Below are 20129 nucleotides of genomic sequence, written 5' to 3' on the forward strand. Positions count from 1 at the left end.
GGCCTCCGAGCGGTCGTCGCGGGTGGGTCTTCGGTCTGGTCATTTGGGCGCATGCCCTGGTTGTGCGCTTCGGACGTGCACTGACACCCTACCCAGTTTAGTCGCAGCCGAGAGGGGCACGCCACCTCGACCGCGAGGCGCTGCCGAATGAACACGCAGCCCTGCGGCCATGTTGGTTTGTTGGCGGCTGTACGCGCGGCCGTTGGTCGGCCGCTGGGTCGGCTGCTCCCGTGCAGGTGGCCTCAAGGTTGGCTCGGGTGGCGGCTTGGGTCAGGGTGGTGGGCCCCTCTCAGCGAGCGTCACCGACGAGCCAGGAGGGAAGCTCCCCGGAGACGACGCGCGCGAGCGTACGGGCGCGAGGCAGCGTCAGGATGACGGAAGCGAGGCAGCTCCCTGACGCCTGGCGGGACAGCACGAGCGCACGGTCCGCATGCCGCTTGTCAGCGAGGCAGAGCGGCACCAGAAGCTTGGTCGCGTCAGCCGTGGGGTCGTAGATTGGCGTGCAGGCGCGCCAGCTTGCCCGCACGCGCCTGAGGGAGTGTGCGCAGGCGTCGTCCAGCGCACGGCCGATGCGGTCGAAGCGCCCGGGGTCGGCGCTGACGGCTCGCTCGAGGTCGGCGAGCGTGCCGTCAGACGCATCGGCGCCGATTTGGCTGTCCAGGAACGCGCGAGGCAGGCGCCCCAACTGGTGCCCGACGATCTCGTCGGCGTCAAGGGTGATCGGGCGTCCCTCCTCGGGAGGCAGGGCGTCCGAGGGGTCCTCGATGTAGCTGGCACGGGCGGGAGGGGATGCGAGCAGCGCCAGGGCGCGCACGCCAAGGTCGCCCGACCCTGCGACGCAGACCCCGGCAAGGCGCCATGCGATGACGGCGTCTCCGCTGGGGACAAGGCAGGCGAGGATGCTTTGCGCGTCTGCATCCACGAGGCCCGTGTCGAATGCCGCGAGCGATCCGTCGTCTGCGACGGCGAGCTTGCCTTGCCCCATGATGCGGTGGAAGGTCAGTGCGACGTATTCGCGCAGCACCCCGTAGGGGTCTCCCTCGTCCGTCCCCTGATTTCCCGAAGCTCCCCCTGCCGGATAGTCCCAGCACTCGGGCTCTGCCATGGCGGCGAGTGGGCCCAGGAAGTCCTCCCAGGCTCCCAGGATGGCAAAGCTCGCCAGCTCGCGCACGGGGTCTGGTGACGCGTCGGGTGTCACCGTCCTCCCCGTCACCAGGTCGCTCCAGGCGCCCTGGTCGGCAAGGGACGTCCCCTCCGCTTCCGGGTCTTCATGCGCATGGCCCATGGCGGCGTTCCCGTCCATGCAGTCCAGGCTCCATCGCTTGCCCGAGACTGACCTCGGCTGGCGCAGCAGCGTGACCGTCAGGGGTAGGCCGGTGCCATCGCGGTAGCGCAGCGGGAAGGTGATGCGCCCACGCGTTCCCGCGGCAGTCCCCGTCGAGCGCGCGAGGGTCCAGTCCTCGTCGAGGACCCCCATCACATCGGTCCCGTAGGGGAGAAGCTGATACAGGGTCCGCAGCGCCTCGTCCCTGCAGTGGACGTCTGTCGAGAAGCGTTTGGGCAGGTCGGGTTGCGGGGAGGTGCCGGCACCCTCGTGGGGGTCGTAGGTTATGGTGAGGCTGATGGGGGGCCTGCGCTCGGTGGAGGTGGCCGGGGAGATCGCCGCCGCTCCGGGCGATGTCTCCACGGTCGTGGCCGCATCCGTCGCCTCGTCCTGGATGGCTGGCACGGTTGGTGCGGCAGGTTCGTCTGTCGGCATGGGCCTCTTGTCGACGTTGGCTGCCCGCTCGGTTGTGGCCGTCGCCCCTGCCGTGAGGGGCTCGTCGGTGGGCTGGGCCTTCGATCGCCTGTGATGCGGTTTGGTGGGCTTGGGATCCCCCTTGCCCTTCTTGTGCCTCCAAGACCTCGCCCCGCCCGCGGCACCCGCGCCCTTCTCGGCTGCCTGTGCGTCGCGCGCCAGTATCTCGTCCAGCTCTGGTCGCTGCAGGAGGGTCGCGTAGACACGGCCCTTCCTGAAGATCCTAAGCTTGATGAGATCGGGAAGCTCTCCCAGGAGCTGCGTCACATCGGTGCAGTCAAGGTCCTCGGGCAGTATGCCGTCTCTTGTCAGGACCTCTCCGAAGCGACCTATGAGCTCTTGTCTCCCACAGCCGATTTCACGTGAGAAGAGCCGGTAGAGGTACAGTCGGTTGCCTGGCGTGATCTTTGGCATGGGGAGCCCCTCCTGCGGATATCCACGCGAGCGCCCATGGCGTGCGCGCTCGTTGGAGCGCGCCTGGACACGGCGCGTCTGATGCGGTGCTTCTGGACACAGCCCATCCGGACACGGCTCGTCCGGCATCCTCTGGGCGACTAGACGTGCTGGGGAGTTCCCAGTACGATGCCGGCGATGTCGCGTACCGCCCTACGTGCCTCGGGGATGGGATAGAGCGGCCAGACGTGGTTGAGGTTCTGGCCCACCACGAGACTGTGGCTGACTCCGGCCTGGGCAAGCCTCTGGTCGAACTTGATGCAGTCGGGGTAGAAGATCTCCCGTGTGCCGACATAGATGGTGACGTTGTGCAGGGGGGTGACGTCTCCGTTGACGGGCGAGAGGCGGAACCCCGACGGGTCGTCGCCGTCGGCCCAGAGGTCACCCGCCTGGGCCAGTCCCCAGGGTGCCAGCATGGGGTCTACATCGAAGTAGTCCGATATGTCCGGGTTGCGCATGGTGATGTCGAGCTCGGGCGAGATGAGCACCAGCCGTCCTGGCTGTGGGAGGTCGTAGTGCTCGAACGACTCCGCGAGGCCTGCGGCCAAGCCGCCGCCTGCGGAATCACCCATAAGGGTGATGGAGTCCGCACCATAGCGGTTGCAGAGGGCCTCGTAGAGGTCTGTCAGGAGGGAGTAGGCCTCGTCGTAGTCGTGAGCCGGGGCAAGTGGGTAGATGGGGACGACGACCTCGGCGCCCGTCGCCTGGCAGAGCTTGTCCAGAAACAGCCAGTGCCACACGGAGATCTGGCTTATGTAGGAACCACCGTGCAGGTAGAGGATGGCACGACTGTTCATGCCCGTGGTGCCCAGGTGGAAGGTCTTCATGCCGTCGCAAGTCTCCTCGAAGACCAGGGACTTGAGGCGGAGCCAGCTCGGGAGGCTGTACTCCCTCTCGTTCTCCTCGCGGCGGTGCTCGACGGCATCCTCGAAGAGGCCAAGGTCCCTGCCCAGGAAGGGTTTCCTCGCACCGCTTGCACGGATGAGGCCCTCCGCTGCGGTCGCAGTGCCCGAGCGTCCGAAGCGCATCCTGGACCATGCCGAAAAGCCGGCACCGATCGCGGCGATGCCGGCAAGCGTACCTGCGGCGGTGAGGACCCTCTTGCCTGTCTTGCCCATGGTATGACTCTCCCTTCGGAGATGACGAAGAGCGTGGCGCTGTGCGACGACCCGTCTTAGTCTACCCAGTTGCCCTTGGCGGAAACCGTGCCCACTGGCCGAAACGGCCTTTCGACGGAGGTGCCGTCAGTTTCTCCCTTGACACGCTGGGCCCCAGGTGGGAGGGGCGGCGGTCTGGAAGCACGGTAGGACGTCGGTCGCACGGGCGTCGGTCTGTGCATGGACCGGAGGTGCTGTGGGGATCGGGCGCGCGAGGCGGACCGGAGGTGCTGTGGGGATCGGGCGCTAGAAGTGAGTACTTTTTGGGCCTTCGGTGGGGATGTAGCGTCTGGCGAACTTGCGTCTCTCGACATACCTGCAGGTACACGTATTGTTAGGATTATCAGAAGTGAGCACTGGTACTCACTTCTGGCGAACTGCACTCACTTTTGATGTACAGACACTCACTTCGACAGCCCCTCGACAAAAACAGGGCACCCACACAACGTAGCGTGGGCGCCCTGAGCTCGGGCTACAATGCCGCCAGTCGCCAGCCACCAGACCACGGCCTGCGGCACGTGGACGAGGCTGCGTCAGGCGAGGCTACGCCAGATTGTAGAAGGCGGCCTTCCCCAGGTACTCGGCGGAGTCGCCCAGCGCATCCTCTATGCGCAGGAGCTGGTTGTACTTGGCGACACGATCGGTGCGGGCGGGGGCTCCGGTCTTGATCTGACCGGCGTTGGTCGCGACGGCAAGGTCTGCGATCGTGGTGTCCTCGGTCTCACCGGAGCGGTGGCTGACGACGGCCGTGTAGCCGGCACGCTTGGCACACTCAATGGCATCGAGGGTCTCGGTCAGGGTGCCGATCTGGTTGACCTTGATGAGGATGGCGTTGGCCGCGCCGGTCTCGATACCCTTCTTCAGGCGGGCGGTGTTGGTGACGAAGAGGTCGTCGCCGACGAGCTGGACCTTCTTGCCCAGACGCTCGGTGAGCTTCTTCCAGCCTTCCCAGTCCTCCTCGTCCAGGCCATCCTCTATGGAGATGATGGGGTACTTTTCGACGAGCTCTGCCCAGTAGTCCACCATCTGGTCGCTGGTGAGCTCGCGGCCCTCGCCCTTGAGTTCGTACTTGCCGGTCTCCTTGTTATAGACCTCCGAGGTGGCGGGGTCCATCGCGAACATGAAGTCGCGGCCTGGCTCGAAGCCGGCCTTCTGCACGGCGTCCATCAGATACTCGAAGGGCTCGGCGTTGGTCTTGAGGTCCGGTGCAAAGCCACCCTCGTCGCCTACGCCGGTTGAGAGGCCGGCGGACTTCAGCACTCCCTTGAGGGTATGGTAGACCTGAGCGCACCAGCGCAGGGCGGTCTTGAAGTCGGGCGCGCCGACCGGCATGATCATGAACTCCTGGAAGTCGACGTTGTTGTCTGCGTGCACACCGCCGTTGAGGACGTTCATCATCGGGACGGGCAGGGTGTGGGCGTTGGCTCCGCCCAGATAAGCATAGAGCGGCTGGCCTGCGGAGGCGGCTGCGGCACGGGCGATGGCGAGCGACGCGCCGAGGATGGCGTTGGCGCCCAGACGACCCTTGTTGGGGGTGCCGTCGAGGTCGATCATGGCCAGGTCGGCACCGCGCTGGTCGCCCGCCTCGCGGCCGATGAGGAGATCCTTGATCTCGCCGTTAACGTGGGCGACGGCGTCGAGGACGCCCTTGCCGAGATAGCGCTCGCCGTCACCGTCGCGAAGCTCGACGGCCTCGAACTCGCCGGTCGAGGCACCGGAGGGAACGATGGCGCGGCCGAAGGAACCGTCTTCGAGGGTGACCTCGACCTCGACGGTGGGGTTGCCGCGGGAGTCAAGGACCTCGCGACCATACACGCGTGCGATCTTGCTCATGATGCGTTCCTTTCTCGGATGCCTTCACTGGTTGCCGCCATGGCAACCAGTATAAGTCAACTTATGTAAACATTGTCGCTCATTACGGGTCTACCCATTACGTGCGCCCCTATTCCGCATCCGTGCCTTCTTGCGAAGGTTACGCAGGTTGGTGACCGTCCCCTCCATGCCATGGGGGACGTATGCCATCTGGTCAAGCTCCGGGGGCAGGTAGTCCACGAGCGAGAGCGACGCGGTCTGCTCGACGCGTTTTGGTGCTGGGCCGGGGGTGGCCTCCAGGGCGAAGACGGTGGCCCCCTGGCGGCCCAGGCGCTCCTCGTACCAGCTCATGGGGTCGTCGGGTCTCTCGGAGCGCGCGTCGTCGGACTCCCAGAGCAGGTCGTAGCCGGCAAGCTCGAACTGCGTCCGCGAGAAGCCGCGCAGGGGATAGCTGTCCGTCTTCAGGATCACGCTTCCGCCCGACGCCAGCACCGTGCGGTAGCGCATCAGCTGGTCGAGGTGGGTCAGGCGCTGGGTCGCCTCCTTCTTGCGTGGGAAGGGGGTGGGGAAGTTGAGGTAGATCCGGGAGAGCTCCCCCGCCGAGAAGAACCTGCACACGTCCTTGCCCAGGCCCGGCGCAAAGACCACGTTGTCCAGCCCAGACTCCACGGCCCTCTGGGCTGCGTAGGCGATGCAGATGGGCTCGGAGTCGACGCCCACGAAGAGCACGTTCCTCTCGGCGGCGGCAGCCTGCACGGTGAAGGCGCCTTTGCCGCAACCCATGTCGAGCCGAACCTCGTCGAAGCGCGTCCGCGTCCCATGGGCCCCCTCCGCGCCCTGCGCCTCGCCTACGGGGAAGCAGGCCTCGGCCCAGCGCCCCGCATACGAGGCGGGCGAGGCCTCGATGCCGTCGGCGTAGCGCTCGAGGCGTTCCTCCAGGACGAAGTTCTTGGGAAGACGTGCGTGCAGTGCGTGCATGGGGCCCCTTCCGGTGGCGCTCTCTCTCGCGGCGGCCGGCGCCGCCGCGGACGGGCGGTCGCCGTAAGGCGACCCTGCCGCAGGAAAGACGATAGCCCTTCGCGTGGCAACGCGCTCGCTCGCTGGTAGAATCAGGGAAGGCGCCCGGGTCGTCCGCAGGCGCCGCATACCGGCACAAGCGAGGGGGGCAGAGCCCATGATCCACACCGTCACCCTGAATCCCGCCTTGGACAAGACCGCCCAGGCGCCCAACTTCAAACTCGATGCGGTGACGCGCATCACCGAGCTGCGCCAGGATCCCGGCGGCAAGGGCATCAACGTCTCCAAGGTCATCCGTCAGCTGGGCGGCACGTCGACCGCCTGGGCCGTCCTGGGTGGCAACACCGGTCGCTACATCAGGGAGACCCTGGCCGAGCAGGGCATCGAGTGCCGCGCCTTCGAGGTGGAGGGCGAGACGCGCACCAACCTCAAGGTCATCGACCCCGAGGGGGGCACCCACACCGACATCAACGAGCCGGGTCCCCAGGTCAGCGATGACATGCTCGACGCGATGCTCGCCCGCCTGGTCGCCGAGCTCGACGCGGGCGACATAGTGGTCCTCGCCGGCAGCGTCGCGCGCGGGGCCAGCGACGACACCTACTTCGGCTGGGTCGAGGCCTGCAGGGGGGCTGGCGCCAAGGTCTTCCTGGACGCGGACGGCGAGAAGCTGGTGGCGGGCATCAGGGCTTGCCCCTTCCTGATCAAGCCCAACGAGATCGAGCTGGGCAGCATACTGGGGCGCACGCTCGACACGGACGAGAAGGTCGCGAATGCCGCCCGCGAGCTCGTCTCGCGGGGCCTGGACAACGTGGTCGTCTCCATGGGGGGTGCGGGAGCCCTGTTCGTGAGTGCCGACCATGTGGTCAAAGGCGGCTCCGTGAGGGTTCCCGTCGGTTCGACCGTGGGCGCGGGAGACTCCGTCGTGGCTGCCCTTGCCTACGCCGAACAGCAAGGCCTGCCCCTTGAGGACAAGGTCAGGCTCTCCATGGCGACCGGTGCCGCCAATGTCATGCAGTCCGGTACCCAGGCGGCCCCGCGCGAGCTGGTTGACTCACTCGTCGACAAGGTGAGCGTCACCTGGCTATAGGGCCCAAGGGGGCGCCTACAGCAGCTGGTCGAGCGTGGAGCCGTAGTCGGGGAGGAACTCGCGCACGAAGTCGGCGACCTCCGGCAGCGTGGCAGCCATCTCGTCCACCTTGGTGCGGGTCGCTGCCTCGGCGGTCCTGAACTCGGCGTTGCCGGCCTGGGCCTCGTCCACGCACTTGATGAGGGCCGACAGCTTGTCTGCTGCCTTCACCAGGAGGCGCAGGTGCCCCTCGTTGGGATCCGCGTCGTCGGCGGGGAAGAATATGTCCTCGTAGGTGGGACGCAGATCCGCAGGAAGCTCGTCCAGGAGCGTGCGCTCCGCCTGCGCCTCGACGTCCTTGTAGGCGTCGCGCAGCGTGCCGTTGGCATACTTGACCGGCGTCGGCATGTCCCCGGTGATGATTTCGGACGCGTCGTGGAACAGGGCGACGAGCGCTGCCCTCTCGGCGTCGAGACGCCACCCGTGGCGGACGTTGGCGAGCGTGCAGAGCGCATGCGCGATAATCGCCACGTCGAGGGAATGCTCGGAGAGGTTCTCGGGACGGGAGCTGCGCATGAGCGCCCAGCGCTCGATGTATCTCATCCTCGACACCAGCGCGAAGAAGCTGGACCCCTGTGCCATGACAACCTCCTGACCCGCGCCTCACGACGAAGGCCTATTCCTGCTCCATCTCCTGCAGCGTTGCCATCAGAGGCGGGATGACCTGCTTCTTGCGGCTGACGACGCCGGGCAGCACCGCGATGTCGTCCTTGGGCGTAGCGCCGAAGGTGCGCGAGACGATCTCCTCGGTGTCCTGGCCCCAGTAGAGCATCTCGGTGGTCTGGGTCTTCACGTCGGTGAACATGTAGAAGACCATCGGGATCTCGTTGGCGGCTGCGGCGGCCTTGAGGTAGGGGCCGACGAGGGCCTCGGCGGCCTTGCGCGAGCTCTCGGTCATGAAGCTGCCCTGGCCCACGCCAAAGCGGACGCTGCCACGCGAGAAGACCTTGAAGTCCGAGTTGAAGACCTCCTCGGCGGTGCGACCGGTGAGGTCGGCGCCGGCGTCGAACATGGCGTCTGCGTAGCTGTCGATGTCCTCGCCGCAGATCCGGGCCAGCTGCTCGCCCACGTACTTGTCTCGGGGCGTGCAGGTGGGCGAGCGGAACGCCAGGGTGTCGGAGAGGATGGCCGAGAGCATGAGACCCGCGATGTCGGCCGGAATCTCGACGCCGTTCTCCTGGTAGATGTCGTAGATGATGGTCGAGGTGCAGCCCACGGGCATGTTGCGGAAGAGCACGGGGCCCGAGGTCTCGATGGAGCCGATGCGGTGATGGTCGATGATCTCCATGATCTCGGCCTGCTCCAGGCCGTCCACCGCCTGGGAGCGCTCGTTGTGGTCGACGAGGATGACGTGCTTCTTCTTGACGTTGACCATGTTGGGCGAGCTGACGACGCCGCAGTAGGCGCCGCCCTCGTCCATGACGGGGAAGAAGCGGTGCTGGGAGCGGGCCATGACCTTCTGGGCCTCGTCTATGGAGGTGTTGACCGAGAAGCGCAGGACGTTTTCGGCCGACAGCATCCTGGCCCGCACGGGGATGGACATGGAGACCAGGCGTGCGGCGGCGTAGGTGTCGTAGGGGGTGGTGATGACGGTGCAGCCGTTGGCCTGGGCGGCCTCCACGACGACGTGGGAGACCTGGGCACCGTTGCAGATGATCAGGCAGCCGGCGCCCGCCTCCACGGCGAAGCGCTGGGTCTCGTAGCGGTTGGTGACCAGGACGATGTCGTCCTGCTCGACGTTGCCGTCCATCATCTCGGGCGTGGTGCCGACGCGGATGTCGCCCCTCTCGATGCTGCCCTCGGGGTCGCCGCAGACCATCTCGCCGTCGAGGGTCGTCAGGAGGTTCGAGTACCTGGTCTTGGAGCTGGAGAGCACTGCGGTGTCGAAGATGTCCATGTTGGCGCTGGCAATGTCCTTCACCGCGACGAGGCCGAGGAGGTTGCCGCCCTGGTCCACGACGCAGAGCGTGCCGGTCTTGGTGTCGCGCATGAGGTTCCAGGCGGCGTAGAGGCTCATCTCGCCGTCGATGCCCCGCTGGCGCGAGATCTCGATGTCCTTGATCTGCGGAGTGACAGTGGTGATGAGCTGGGGCTCCTCGAAGCCAAAGTGCTTCAGGGCGAAGGCGGTCTCGCGGTTGATGGCCCCGGCGCGCCTTGCCTCGTACTGCGTGTCGCCGATCTGGTTCTTGAGGTAGGCGTATGCGATCGCGGAGCAGATGCTGTCCGTGTCCGGGTGCAGGTGACCGATGACGTTTACCTTGCGGATGACCTCTGGCATGTCGAATCTCCTTGCTGGTACCGGGCGGCGCGCCAAAGCCCTCGGCGTGTCCGCAGCTGCGGGGGCGGTGTCCCTTGGATTGTGACACCAGTTGGCGTCGATGGCTTCCAGCCCACAGAAAACCCGTCCAAACAGGACCCTGGGCGGAGGGTTTCTGTCGTGAGCGGGGCCCATGCGTCCGGGGATGCGCCCCGTTTCCGCGCCCGTCGCTAGCTTGCGGCAACCAGGACGCCGCGTCGGCGGCCGACGAGCTCGCTCGCCACCGCCCCACCCACGATGAGCATGGCCCCCAGGACGCGCCCCATCGTCACGGCCTCGCCCAGCGCGACGGCGGAGAGCGCGACGGCGGACAGGGGCTCGAGGTAGCCCCAGATGGCCACGCGGTGCACCGGAAGGGTGCCGATGGAGGAGAAGTAGAGGTAGCAGCCCAGACCAGTGTTCACGAGGCCGAGCGTCAGGACGGCCCCCCAGTCGACCTGTGCCAGGCAGGACAGCGTCTCCCCCGCCTCTGCGGGTGAGAGGAGCGTACGTACGAGCTGGTAGGCGGCCACCACGGCGAAGCTCGCGACGAGCTGCACGGACGCCGCCGCGAGCCCCTGGATGTCGGGCGAGCGACGTGAGAACGTGACCATGGCGGCGTACATCACGGCGGACAGCGCCCCCAGAAGGAGTCCGAGCGCGTCCATCTTCCCCCCGCCCTGCGCGACGACGAGGGACGCGCCACAGACGGCGGAGACGATGCCCGCGACCTTGGCCGCACCCAGCCGCTCGGCGAAGAGGAACGGGGAGAGGATCATCACTATGACGGGCCCGCAGTAGTAGGCGAGCGACGCAACGCCAACGCCCGCCAGGCGATATGCCTCGAAGAGGAAGAGCCACCCCACACCCAGGGCGGCTCCGGAGACGGCGAGCGCACCAGCCTGGCGCGGGTGTTGGAAGATGGGGCCCGCGCCGCGGCCAAGCACGACCAGGGCGGCGAGCGACAGCGCCCCGAGGAACGTGCGCAAGAGGACGATCTGGTGGCTGGGGAGGGCGATGCTGCTCGCAACGATCCCGTTGGAACCGAAGAGCAGAAGGGCAGCCAGGTACTTCGCTCCGTCCCTTGACATGCCACCCCTCTCGTCCGTGTCCCAGGCTGGAAGGACCAATCCCAGGTGGCATTCTCATGAAAGGGGGAGCAGAATGAAAGCGCATGTTCTGCATATATAGGATGCCATAATGTGATGGAATGACAGCATGGGGCGGCGAGACGTGGGGAGACGGTGCCCTTGGATACGAACATCCTCAAGTACCAGGCATTTCTCGAATGCGTCCAGAGGGGAAGCATAACGGCGGCGGCTCGGGCGCTGTCCTACTCCCAGTCAGGCGTCAGCCGGATGATCGCGGACCTCGAGCGCGAGTGGGGCGTGGTGCTGCTCGACAGGGGCAGGGGTGGTGCGCGCCTGACCTCAGACGGAGAGTGCCTGCTCTCGACCGTGAAGGAGATCTGCGAGGCGCACCGTCGGTTGCGGATGCAGGTCGATGACCTCAACGGACTGCGGACCGGCTCCATCCGCATGGGGGTCTTCTCGTCCGTCGCGACGCACTGGCTTCCACACGCCATCAGCGCCTTCCGGGCGGACTACCCCGACATCGACTACGAGCTCCTGACGGGTGACTACGCGGAGATAGAGCGCTGGGTGGCCGAGGGTCGCGTGGATTTGGGCTTCCTGCCGCATCGACCCACGTCACGGGGCCTCTCCTTCGAGGAGCTGGCCTCCGACGAGCTGTTGGCGGTCCTGCCGAAGGGCCATCCCTTGGCAGGGCGGGGGAGCGTGGAGGTCGCCGCGCTCTGCGATGAGCCGTTCATCCTGCTCGAGAAGGGTGGTGACGACGAGGTGACCTCTATCTTCTCGGCGGCGGGCCTCGAGGCTCGGGTCTGCTTCACCACCTGGGACGACTACGCCATCATGTCGATGGTCGAGAGCGGCCTGGGAATCTCGATCCTGCCTGCCCTCATCCTGAGGAGGGCCCCCTATCGCATCGAGGCGCGCCGCCTGGATCCGTGCGTCCGTCGCCACATCGGGGTCGTGCGGCGCGCGGGTGGTCCGCTCGCGCTCGCGGCCGAGCGCTTCCTGCCCTACCTTGCCCGCGGCGTCGCATATGAGGTGGACGTTACGGATTGTCCCGGGACTCGGCAACTCGCGTAGACTCGTGGGCATGCACCCACGAACGGCCCGCGCGGCCCGCATGCGCCTGGAGGTAACCATGGCTGACGTCAGGGAAGTCGCCGCACACATGAAGCTCGAGAGCCCCGAGATGGCCTCCGCGTCCCTGGAGTGCAGAAACGAGGCCCTCGCCCGCATCAGGCGGGGGCTCGTTGAGGCCAAGGGCGCCATCTTCGCCGCCAACGCCCGGGACCTCGCCTCCGCACGGGAGAGGGGCGTGGCTGCGGCCGTGGCAGGGCGCCTGCGCTTCGACGAGCACAAGCTTGCAGACGTCTGCGCAGGACTCGACAGTCTCGCCGACCTGCCTGACCCGGTCGGACGGGTGCTGCTGCGTCGCGAGCTCGACGAGGGGCTGGAGCTCACGCGGGTGAGCTGTCCCATCGGGGTGATAGGCGTCATCTTCGAGGCCCGTCCCGACGCCCTGGTCCAGATCTCGAGCCTCTGCATCAAGAGCGGCAACTGCGCGATCCTCAAGGGCGGCTCGGAGACCGCCCGCACCAATCGCGCCATCTTCGACGTCGTCATCTCGTCCGCGCGCGCGGCGGGGCTTCCCGCCTCCTGCCTCTTCCAGGTGGAGGCGCACAGCGAGATAGACGAGCTCCTGGGTTGCTTCGGTCTGGTCGACCTGCTCGTCCCCCGCGGCTCAAACGCCTTCGTCCGCCACATCATGGACAACACGCGCATACCGGTCATGGGCCATGCCGACGGCATCTGCCACATCTACGTGGACGAGGCGGCGGACGTCGGGAGGGGCGTGCCCATCTGCGTCGACGCAAAGTGCCAGTACACGGCGGCGTGCAACTCCGTGGAGACGATCCTGGTCCACGAGGGCATCGCGGCGAGCTTCCTGCCCCGTCTGGCCGAGGCCTATGCCGCGGCGGGCGTGGCCATGCGAGGTGACGCGCAAACCCGTGACGTCATCGCCTGCGAGGCCGCAACGGAGGAGGACTGGGACACGGAGTACCTTGCCCCCATCGTCTCGCTACGGGTCGTCGACGGCGAGGACGAGGCCATCGAGCACATTAACCGGCATGGCTCCCATCACACCGACGCCATCCTGACCGAAGACGATGCGGCTGCCGAGCGCTTCATGCGGCTCGTCGATTCCGCCGGCGTCTACCAGAACGCCTCGACGCGCTTTGCGGACGGCTTCCGCTACGGCTTTGGCGCCGAGGTGGGCATCTCTACGGGCAAGCTGCACGCGCGTGGCCCTGTGGGCCTGGAGGGCCTGGTCACCTACAAGTACCGGCTGCGCGGGCAGGGCCACCTCGTTGCGGACTATGCCGAGGGACGGAGCCGGTTCTGCTTCCGCGACCTGTGACGGCATGCGGGGACGTCGGCCTTGGGGTTTCCATGGAGCTGCCCTGGGGTCGCCCGGTGTCGCGCCCGTAGCCTCCGCACCCTATGCCTGGCGCGGCACGCGGTCGTGGTTCACGGGGCGGTAGAAGAGCTCGCGGATGCGCTGGCGGTCTCGCGTCTGGCCCAGGGCCCACATGAGCTTCGCGACAAGGGCCTCCGTGGTCATGTCGTCGCCCTTGAGGATGTCAGGATGCTCGGCGTAGGCCCGTCCGACCTCATAGACGCCCAGGTCAAGACCCTCCTCGGAGACCTGTGTGGTGAGGGCTATGGTGTGGCCGCCCTCCACCCAGTCGAAGATCGCCCGCTCCCAGGAGGCGTCGGTGCCCTGGGGTATGCCGCCGATGCCGTAGGTCTCGAGGATCACGGCGTCGAAGTTCCCCTCGAGAAGGCTGAGGATGGCGGGGTCGAGCCCCGGTGTCAGGCGCAGGACGCCCACCCGCTCGCAGAGCCTGTCATAGAGGGTCGGGGGCTTGAGGCTCCCATGCGCAGGCGCCGCACCATCCGGGGTCGCCTGTGCCGTGGGGACGCCCGTGATGGACATGCCCATCCCGCCGTCGCGGACGATGCGGTCCGCGCGGATGATGGCGGGAAGCGGGAAGTTCACGCTGTTGAAGGCGTTGAAGCTCATGGTGCGCTGCTTGTGGGCGCGCGTGCCCACGATGACCTGGCCGCCAAACACGATCGATACGTCGCTCGAGAGGTCGTCGGCAGCGTAGAGGATCGACTGGTACAGGTTGAGGCGTGCGTCCGTGAAGGGGCTTCCCATCGGCTGCTGGGATCCTGTGAGCACGATGGGCTTGGGGCTGCCTTGGATGAGGTAGCTGAGCGCGGCTGCGGTGTAGGCCATCGTGTCCGTGCCGTGCAGCACGACGAAGCCGTCGTAGTCCTCGTAGGCCCCGGCGATCGTCGAGGCGATCAGCAGCCAGTCGGCGGGGCTCATGTTGGTGCTGTCGATGTTCAGGGGCTGCACCACGTCGACCCTGGCGACCTCGGATGCCTGGGGCACGTAGTCCGCCACCTGTCGGCCACTGAGCCCGGGCGCAAGGCCCCCGCCCTGTGGGGTCGAGGCGATCGTGCCGCCGGTCGCCACGATGAGAATGTGCTTGAGCACGTCGCCGCCCCCTGGTCCCATGCGGCCCCGCCCCCAGGGGGCCCATTGATAAATTAATGAATCTAACGCATCGAGTATACAATGGATGGTCGAGAAGAGAGGCCGTCGGCGACCCGAGGAGTGACATGGCGGAGTTCATTTACCAGATGTACAAGGTGCGCAAGGCCCACGGGGACAAGGTCGTCCTGGATGACGTGACCATGGGCTTCTTCCCGGGCGCCAAGATCGGCGTGGTGGGTCCCAACGGCATGGGCAAGTCGACCCTGCTCAAGATCATGGCCGGCATCGAGGACATCTCCAACGGCGAGGCACGCCTTGCGCCGGGCTACAGCGTGGGCATGCTCATGCAGGAACCTCCGCTGGACGAGGGCAGGACGGTCAGGGAGAACATAGAGGTCGCCTTCAGCGGCCTCCTGGCAAAGATCGAGCGCTTCAACAGGATAGGCGAGGAGATGGGCGAGCCCGACGCGGACTTCGACGCGCTCATGGCCGAGATGGGCGACCTGCAGAACGAGATCGACGCGGCCAACGGCTGGGACCTCGACAGCCAGCTCTCGCAGGCGATGGATGCCCTGCAGTGCCCCGACCCGGACGAGCCCGTGAGTCACCTCTCGGGCGGCGAGCGGCGTCGCGTGGCCCTCTGCAAGCTCCTGCTCGAGGCGCCTGACCTGCTGCTCCTGGACGAGCCCACCAACCATCTGGACGCGGAGTCGGTGCTCTGGCTCGAGCAGTTCCTGAAGAACTACCAGGGAGCCGTGCTGGCCGTCACGCACGACCGCTACTTCCTGGACAACGTCGCCGAGTGGATCTGCGAGGTCGATCGCGGCACGCTCTATCCCTATGAGGGGAACTACTCCACCTATCTGGAGACCAAGGCAAGGCGCCTCGAGATGGAGTCCAAGCAGAACGCCAGACGCGCCAAGAAGATGAAGAGCGAGCTGGAGTGGGTCCGCAGCTCGCAGAAGGCGCGCCAGGCCAAGAGCAAGGCCCGCCTCGCCGCCTACGAGGAGATGGAGGCACGGGCCGCGCGTGCGGACGCCAAGGTCGACTACGCCGACATCCACATCCCCGTGGGCCCGCGCCTGGGCACCAAGGTCCTGGAGGCCAAGCGGCTTCGCAAGACCTTTGGCGAGCGCGTGCTCATCGACGACCTGAGCTTCAGCCTGCCGCGCAACGGCATCGTCGGCGTGATCGGCCCCAACGGCGTCGGCAAGTCGACCCTGTTCAAGATGATCGTCGGGCAGGAGCCCGTGAGCTCAGGGTCCCTCGAGCTGGGCGAGACCGTGAGCCTGTCCTACGTCGACCAGGGCCGCGAGGGACTGGACGGCGAGAAGAGCGTATGGGAGGTCGTCTCGGGCGGAAACGACCACATCGTGGTGGGGAGGCAGGAGATCCCCAGCCGCGCCTACGTGAGCGCCTTCGGCTTCAAGGGGACCGACCAGCAGAAGGCGGCGGGCGTCCTCTCCGGGGGCGAGCGCAACCGCCTGAACCTGGCCCTGACGCTCAAGCAGGGCGGCAACCTGCTGCTCCTGGACGAGCCCACCAACGACCTCGACACCGAGACGCTCGAGGCGCTGGAGGAGGCCCTTCTCGAGTTCCCGGGCTGCTGCGTGATCACCAGCCATGACCGCTGGTTCATGGACCGCATCTGCACGCACATCCTGGCCTGGGAGGGCACCGACGAGAACCCTGGCTCCTGGCACTGGTTCGAGGGCAACTTCGAGGACTACCAGAAGGATCGCGTCGCCCGCCTGGGTGCGGAGGCGGCGCGCCCGCATCGCCTCCACCGCAAGTTGACGCGCGACTAGCACCTGGACGGGGGCGTGCGCCTGCTGCGCCCGACGTTCGTCAGACAGCCACAGACAGGGGAGGGCCTCCCGAAGCTCGCTTTGGCGAAACTCGGGAGGCCCTTGGCGCCTGCTGCGTGCCAGCCCCTGTGCTGCGTTCCGACCCCTACATGTTGAACGCGTACTCGGCGATGTCCTCGTAGGAGGCATCGTCATAGATGTAAAGCGTGCCCTCGACGGAGCTCAGGGCCTCGGTGCCGCCGCCCAGATCGCTCTTGCTGAAGTACATGAAGCACTCCACGTACTTGCCGGGCTGGATGGTCTCGTACACGTAGGCATCGATCATCTTGCCGTTGACCGAGAAGGTCCCCATCTTGCTGCTGAAGTCGATCGCCCTGTCGGACTTGTTGGTCACGGTCATGGCGTAACCAGGATCGCCAGACCAGTCGGTCCCGATGCCTGTGACGGTGATGGTGCAGTGCTCGTCGTCGGCGATGGTGACGGCTTCGATGGGCTTGATCGTGTCAGTGTCGGACTCGGCCTCGGTGAGCGCGTTCGCCACGCTTTCGTCGGGGTTTCCGATGGTGCCGTCTGGTGCCTTCTTGTTCTCCTTGCCCTTCTTGAACATCATCGAGGTGCCCTCCTGCGAGAGGGTCAGCTCCTCGCCCGAGAGCGTTGCGGACACCGACTGCCCCTCCAGGGTGACCTCGATCTCCGCCGCAGACTTCACCTTCCAGCTGCCCCTCATCGTGGAACCGAAGAGGGCGAGCTCCATCGTATCGTCCTCGTTGAGGTTGAGGAACACGTCAAAGCCCATAGAGCGCATGAGTTCGACGTCATCCTCGCCCAGGTTGTCGTCGGGCTTGTCGCCGCTCATGCGCACGAGATCCCAGGTGCCTGTGAAAAGGGACTTGTCGGCCGGCTTGGCACCTCCTCCAGCCCCACCCGCGCTGCAGCCCACTAGGAGCATGCAGAGAGACAGCGCGGCGACGATCGTCGAGACGATGACGGGCATGCGCCTCCTCATGACAACCTCCTTCGTCCGTCGTGGCGAATCGGTTCCGCCGACTTCCCCCACACTGGGATTGGTCTCATCTTGCCAGCTATTTGCCCCCGTCGGAATGACCCCGGGGCCAAAGAGAGGGGGCCAATTTGGGACAGCTGGACCAATTGGGTCCCACACCCGATAGAATGCAGGTGAGCATCCATCCGAACGGGGGCGCAATGATCCGTGTCATGATCGTGGACGACCAGGCCATGTTACGTGACTCGCTTCGCGTTGCCATCGGCCAGGAGCATGACATGGCGGTGGTAGCGTCCCTCTCGGATGCCTCCGAGGCCCCCGCTGTCGTGGAGCGGCTCGGCCCGGACCTCGTGCTCATGGACGTCTGCACGGAGGGTGGCCAGTCCGGCATCGCCGCGGTACGGCGCATCAAGGCGGCGCATCCCACCGTCCGCTGCATCGTCATGACCGGCATGCCCGAGGTCACCTTCGTTAAGCAGGCGCGTGAGTCGGGTGCGGATGGCTTCGTCTACAAGAACGTGGGAACGCGCGAGCTTCTGGCACTGCTGCGCTCGACCATGGCAGGTTACCAGACCTTCCCCAACGCCCCGGCCCAAGACCAGCTCGTCTCGGGGCTCACGTCGGACGAGATGGGCGTGCTGCGCCTGGTCTGCGAGGCCAAGTCGCGCCGTGAGATCGCCGAGGAGCTCTTCCTCTCGGAGGGTACGGTGAAGCGCCGCATATCCGAGATCCTTGCCAAGACGGGCTACGACAGCATCATGCGCCTGGCCGTCGACGTGGTCTCGCGGGGCTACGTCGTTCCGCGCCTCAGGGGCGAGTGACGCGTGCAAGCCGCTCCCAGGTGACGCGTGCGGGGCACTTGGGAGGCATGCCGTCGTTTGGGACAAGTGGCCCATGTCCACATACCGCAAAGGGACGCGGGGACATTCCGGACCGAGGCGGGGACCGTCACCATCTGAGGCAGGCGGCTAAGGCCAACCTCGGTGACGGGAGGACCCATGGGCATCTTTGGAAACCTGTTCGAGAAGAAGACCTGCGCCATCTGTGGCGGCGAGATCGGGCTTCTGGGCAATCGCAAGCTCGAGGATGGGAACCTCTGCAAGGCCTGCGCGGCGAAGCTCTCGCCGTTCTTCAGCGACCGTCGCAGGAGCACCGTCGAGCAGATTCGCGAACAGCTCGACTACCGCGAGGCCAACAAGGCCGCCGTGACGGCGCTCAACGTGACGCGCACCCTTGGTGACAGAACGAAGATCCTCCTCGACGAGGACGCCCAGAGGTTCGTCGTCACCCCCTCAGGTGGCCGCTGGCGGGACAGCAACCCGGACGTGATGTCGTTCTCCCAGGTCACGGGCTGCAATGTCGACGTGCGCACCACGCGCGAGGAACTCTATCGCGAAGGTCCCGACGGAGAGCGCGTGAGCTACGACCCGCCACGCTATGACACCGACTACGACATCTACGTGATCATCAACGTCAACACGCCCTACTTCGACGAGATCGAGTTCCGTATCAACTCGATGCGCATCGAGAGCCCCGGCTCGCCGGACTACCAGTCCGCCATGGACCAGGCACGCGAGATCAAGGAGGCGCTCACGTCCGTGCGCGAGAACGTGCGTGCAGCCGTGGCCGAGGCGGCTGCCCCCAAGGCGGCCGTGGTGTGCCCGCACTGCGGCGCCACCACCATGCCCGATGCCAACGGTCGCTGCGAGTACTGCGGTGGTGCCGTGGCCTGACGCGCCGAGACCAGATGACGGGTATGACGGAGGAGGGAGCATGGGACTTCTGAAGGCAGGCATCGGCGCGCTCTCGGGCGTGCTGTCCGACAGCTGGCGCGACTACTTCTACTGCGAGTCACTTGCCGCCGACGTGCTTGCGGCAAAGGGCGAGAAGCGTGCGAGCGGGCGCGGTTCGAACGTCTCCGGCGAGGCCAACATCATCTCGGATGGGTCGATCGTCAATGTGAGCGACGGCCAGTGCATGATGATCGTCGAGTCCGGGGCTGTGGTGGAGGTCTGCGCGGAGCCGGGTGAGTTCGTGTACGACGCCTCGAGCGAGCCCTCGATCTTCACGGGGAAGCTCGGCGAGTCGATTGCCGCTACCTTCTCCCAGGCGGGCAGGCGCTTCACCTTTGGGGGCAGCCCCGCGAAGGACCAGCGCGTGTACTTCTTCAACACCAAGGAGGTCATGGGAAACAAGTACGGTACCCCATCCCCCGTTCCCTTCCGTGTGGTCGATGCAAACATAGGTCTGGACGTCGACATCTCCGTCAGCTGCAACGGGGAGTACTCGTACAGGCTCACGGACCCGCTGCTGTTCTACAAGAACGTCTGCGGGAACGTCAAGACGGCCTTCACGCGCGACAAGATCGACAGCCAGCTCAAGAGCGAGCTGCTCACAGCACTCCAGCCGGCCTTTGCGAGGATATCGGCCATGGGTATCCGCTACAGCGCCGTTCCCGGCCATACCGCAGAGCTCGCCCAGGCCCTGAACGACGTCCTCTCGGACACTTGGTCGGGACTGCGCGGCATATCAGTGGCCTCGTTTGGCATGAACTCCATCAGCGCGAGTCCAGAGGACGAACGCATGATCAAGGATCTGCAGCGTGCCGCCGTCATGCGTGACCCCACCATGGCTGCGGCCAACATCGCCGCAGCCCAGTCCGATGCCATGCGCACCGCAGCCGCGAACGAGAACGGGGCGATGGCCGGTTTCATGGGCATGGGTATGGCGGGCGCCATGGGCGGGCTCAACGCCCAGCAGCTCTACCAGGTGGGACAGCCCGCCGGTCCCGCGCCATCGCCTGCTTCTGTTCCGTCCCCGGATGCATGGACCTGTTCCTGTGGAGAGACCAACACCGGCAGGTTCTGCGGAGGCTGTGGCAGCCCGAAGCCCCAACCTGCGAGCGAATGGTTCTGCCCCGAGTGTGGAACCAGGAACGCGGGCAGGTTCTGCCAGAACTGCGGCCATCCTCGCGGTTGAGACAGGTGGCGGTGCCTCCCG

At 66.4% G+C, this 20129-nt stretch carries 16 protein-coding genes; 7 read left to right on the forward strand and 9 right to left on the reverse strand.

The window, feature by feature from the left end; genetic code table 11:
• Positions 1 to 289 precede the first annotated feature (289 nt).
• The 4 genes from OLSU_RS01785 to trmB form a co-directional block, all read right to left on the reverse strand.
• Complete coding sequence (locus OLSU_RS01785; RefSeq protein WP_013251235.1) at positions 290 to 2212, reverse strand: DUF3825 domain-containing protein; 1923 nt, start codon at positions 2210 to 2212, stop codon at positions 290 to 292.
• A 140-nt stretch (positions 2213 to 2352) separates the two neighbouring features.
• Positions 2353 to 3369 (reverse strand): alpha/beta hydrolase, encoded by a 1017-nt coding sequence (locus tag OLSU_RS01790; protein WP_013251236.1) that lies wholly within the window; start codon positions 3367 to 3369, stop codon positions 2353 to 2355.
• Between the two features lie 582 nt (positions 3370 to 3951).
• Positions 3952 to 5241 (reverse strand): phosphopyruvate hydratase, encoded by a 1290-nt coding sequence (gene eno / locus OLSU_RS01795; RefSeq protein ID WP_013251237.1) that lies wholly within the window; start codon positions 5239 to 5241, stop codon positions 3952 to 3954.
• A gap of 90 nt (positions 5242 to 5331) precedes the next feature.
• A complete protein-coding gene (trmB, locus tag OLSU_RS01800; protein ID WP_013251238.1) occupies positions 5332 to 6198 on the reverse strand; it encodes a tRNA (guanine(46)-N(7))-methyltransferase TrmB in 867 nt (288 codons plus the stop codon).
• Between the two features lie 196 nt (positions 6199 to 6394).
• Here trmB and pfkB point away from each other — a divergent pair, with 196 nt between their 5' ends.
• A complete protein-coding gene (gene pfkB, locus OLSU_RS01805; protein WP_013251239.1) occupies positions 6395 to 7324 on the forward strand; it encodes a 1-phosphofructokinase in 930 nt (309 codons plus the stop codon).
• Positions 7325 to 7339: 15 nt separating this feature from the next.
• Here pfkB and yfbR read toward each other — a convergent pair whose 3' ends face one another.
• The 3 genes from yfbR to OLSU_RS01820 all read right to left on the reverse strand — a co-directional run bounded on the left by yfbR (position 7340) and on the right by OLSU_RS01820 (position 10750).
• The gene (gene yfbR / locus OLSU_RS01810; RefSeq protein WP_013251240.1) at positions 7340 to 7945 is read right to left on the reverse strand and encodes a 5'-deoxynucleotidase; all 606 of its coding nucleotides are present in this window, start codon (positions 7943 to 7945) and stop codon (positions 7340 to 7342) included.
• 34 nt (positions 7946 to 7979) lie between these two features.
• Complete coding sequence (locus OLSU_RS01815) at positions 7980 to 9641, reverse strand: putative manganese-dependent inorganic diphosphatase (protein WP_013251241.1); 1662 nt, start codon at positions 9639 to 9641, stop codon at positions 7980 to 7982.
• Positions 9642 to 9850: 209 nt separating this feature from the next.
• Positions 9851 to 10750 carry a DMT family transporter gene (locus tag OLSU_RS01820; RefSeq protein ID WP_013251242.1) on the reverse strand — a complete coding sequence of 300 codons (900 nt, stop codon included), beginning with the start codon at positions 10748 to 10750 and terminating at the stop codon, positions 9851 to 9853.
• Between the two features lie 153 nt (positions 10751 to 10903).
• Here OLSU_RS01820 and OLSU_RS01825 point away from each other — a divergent pair, with 153 nt between their 5' ends.
• Together OLSU_RS01825 and OLSU_RS01830 are read left to right on the forward strand one after the other, a co-directional pair.
• Positions 10904 to 11830: a LysR family transcriptional regulator gene (locus OLSU_RS01825; protein WP_390905395.1), complete on the forward strand. Its 927-nt coding sequence runs from the start codon at positions 10904 to 10906 to the stop codon at positions 11828 to 11830.
• A gap of 58 nt (positions 11831 to 11888) precedes the next feature.
• A complete protein-coding gene (locus tag OLSU_RS01830; protein WP_013251244.1) occupies positions 11889 to 13169 on the forward strand; it encodes a glutamate-5-semialdehyde dehydrogenase in 1281 nt (426 codons plus the stop codon).
• Positions 13170 to 13250: 81 nt separating this feature from the next.
• Here OLSU_RS01830 and OLSU_RS01835 read toward each other — a convergent pair whose 3' ends face one another.
• Positions 13251 to 14339 (reverse strand): asparaginase, encoded by a 1089-nt coding sequence (locus OLSU_RS01835; RefSeq protein ID WP_013251245.1) that lies wholly within the window; start codon positions 14337 to 14339, stop codon positions 13251 to 13253.
• A 104-nt stretch (positions 14340 to 14443) separates the two neighbouring features.
• Here OLSU_RS01835 and ettA point away from each other — a divergent pair, with 104 nt between their 5' ends.
• Positions 14444 to 16126 carry an energy-dependent translational throttle protein EttA gene (gene ettA, locus OLSU_RS01840; RefSeq protein ID WP_013251246.1) on the forward strand — a complete coding sequence of 561 codons (1683 nt, stop codon included), beginning with the start codon at positions 14444 to 14446 and terminating at the stop codon, positions 16124 to 16126.
• A 145-nt stretch (positions 16127 to 16271) separates the two neighbouring features.
• On the opposite strand, the gene OLSU_RS09020 is transcribed toward ettA, so the two are convergent.
• Positions 16272 to 17132: a DUF4352 domain-containing protein gene (locus OLSU_RS09020; RefSeq protein ID WP_013251247.1), complete on the reverse strand. Its 861-nt coding sequence runs from the start codon at positions 17130 to 17132 to the stop codon at positions 16272 to 16274.
• 197 nt (positions 17133 to 17329) lie between these two features.
• Here OLSU_RS09020 and OLSU_RS01850 point away from each other — a divergent pair, with 197 nt between their 5' ends.
• From OLSU_RS01850 to OLSU_RS01860, 3 genes are all read left to right on the forward strand, one after another.
• A complete protein-coding gene (locus OLSU_RS01850; protein ID WP_013251248.1) occupies positions 17330 to 17950 on the forward strand; it encodes a response regulator transcription factor in 621 nt (206 codons plus the stop codon).
• Between the two features lie 177 nt (positions 17951 to 18127).
• Positions 18128 to 18862, forward strand: a complete 735-nt coding sequence (locus tag OLSU_RS01855; protein WP_013251249.1) for a DUF4428 domain-containing protein — start codon at positions 18128 to 18130, stop codon at positions 18860 to 18862.
• Positions 18863 to 18902: 40 nt separating this feature from the next.
• Positions 18903 to 20108 carry an SPFH domain-containing protein gene (locus OLSU_RS01860; protein ID WP_013251250.1) on the forward strand — a complete coding sequence of 402 codons (1206 nt, stop codon included), beginning with the start codon at positions 18903 to 18905 and terminating at the stop codon, positions 20106 to 20108.
• Positions 20109 to 20129: the final 21 nt, after the last annotated feature.

The organism is Olsenella uli DSM 7084, assembly GCF_000143845.1.
GTDB classification, from domain to species: Bacteria; Actinomycetota; Coriobacteriia; order Coriobacteriales; family Atopobiaceae; genus Olsenella; species Olsenella uli.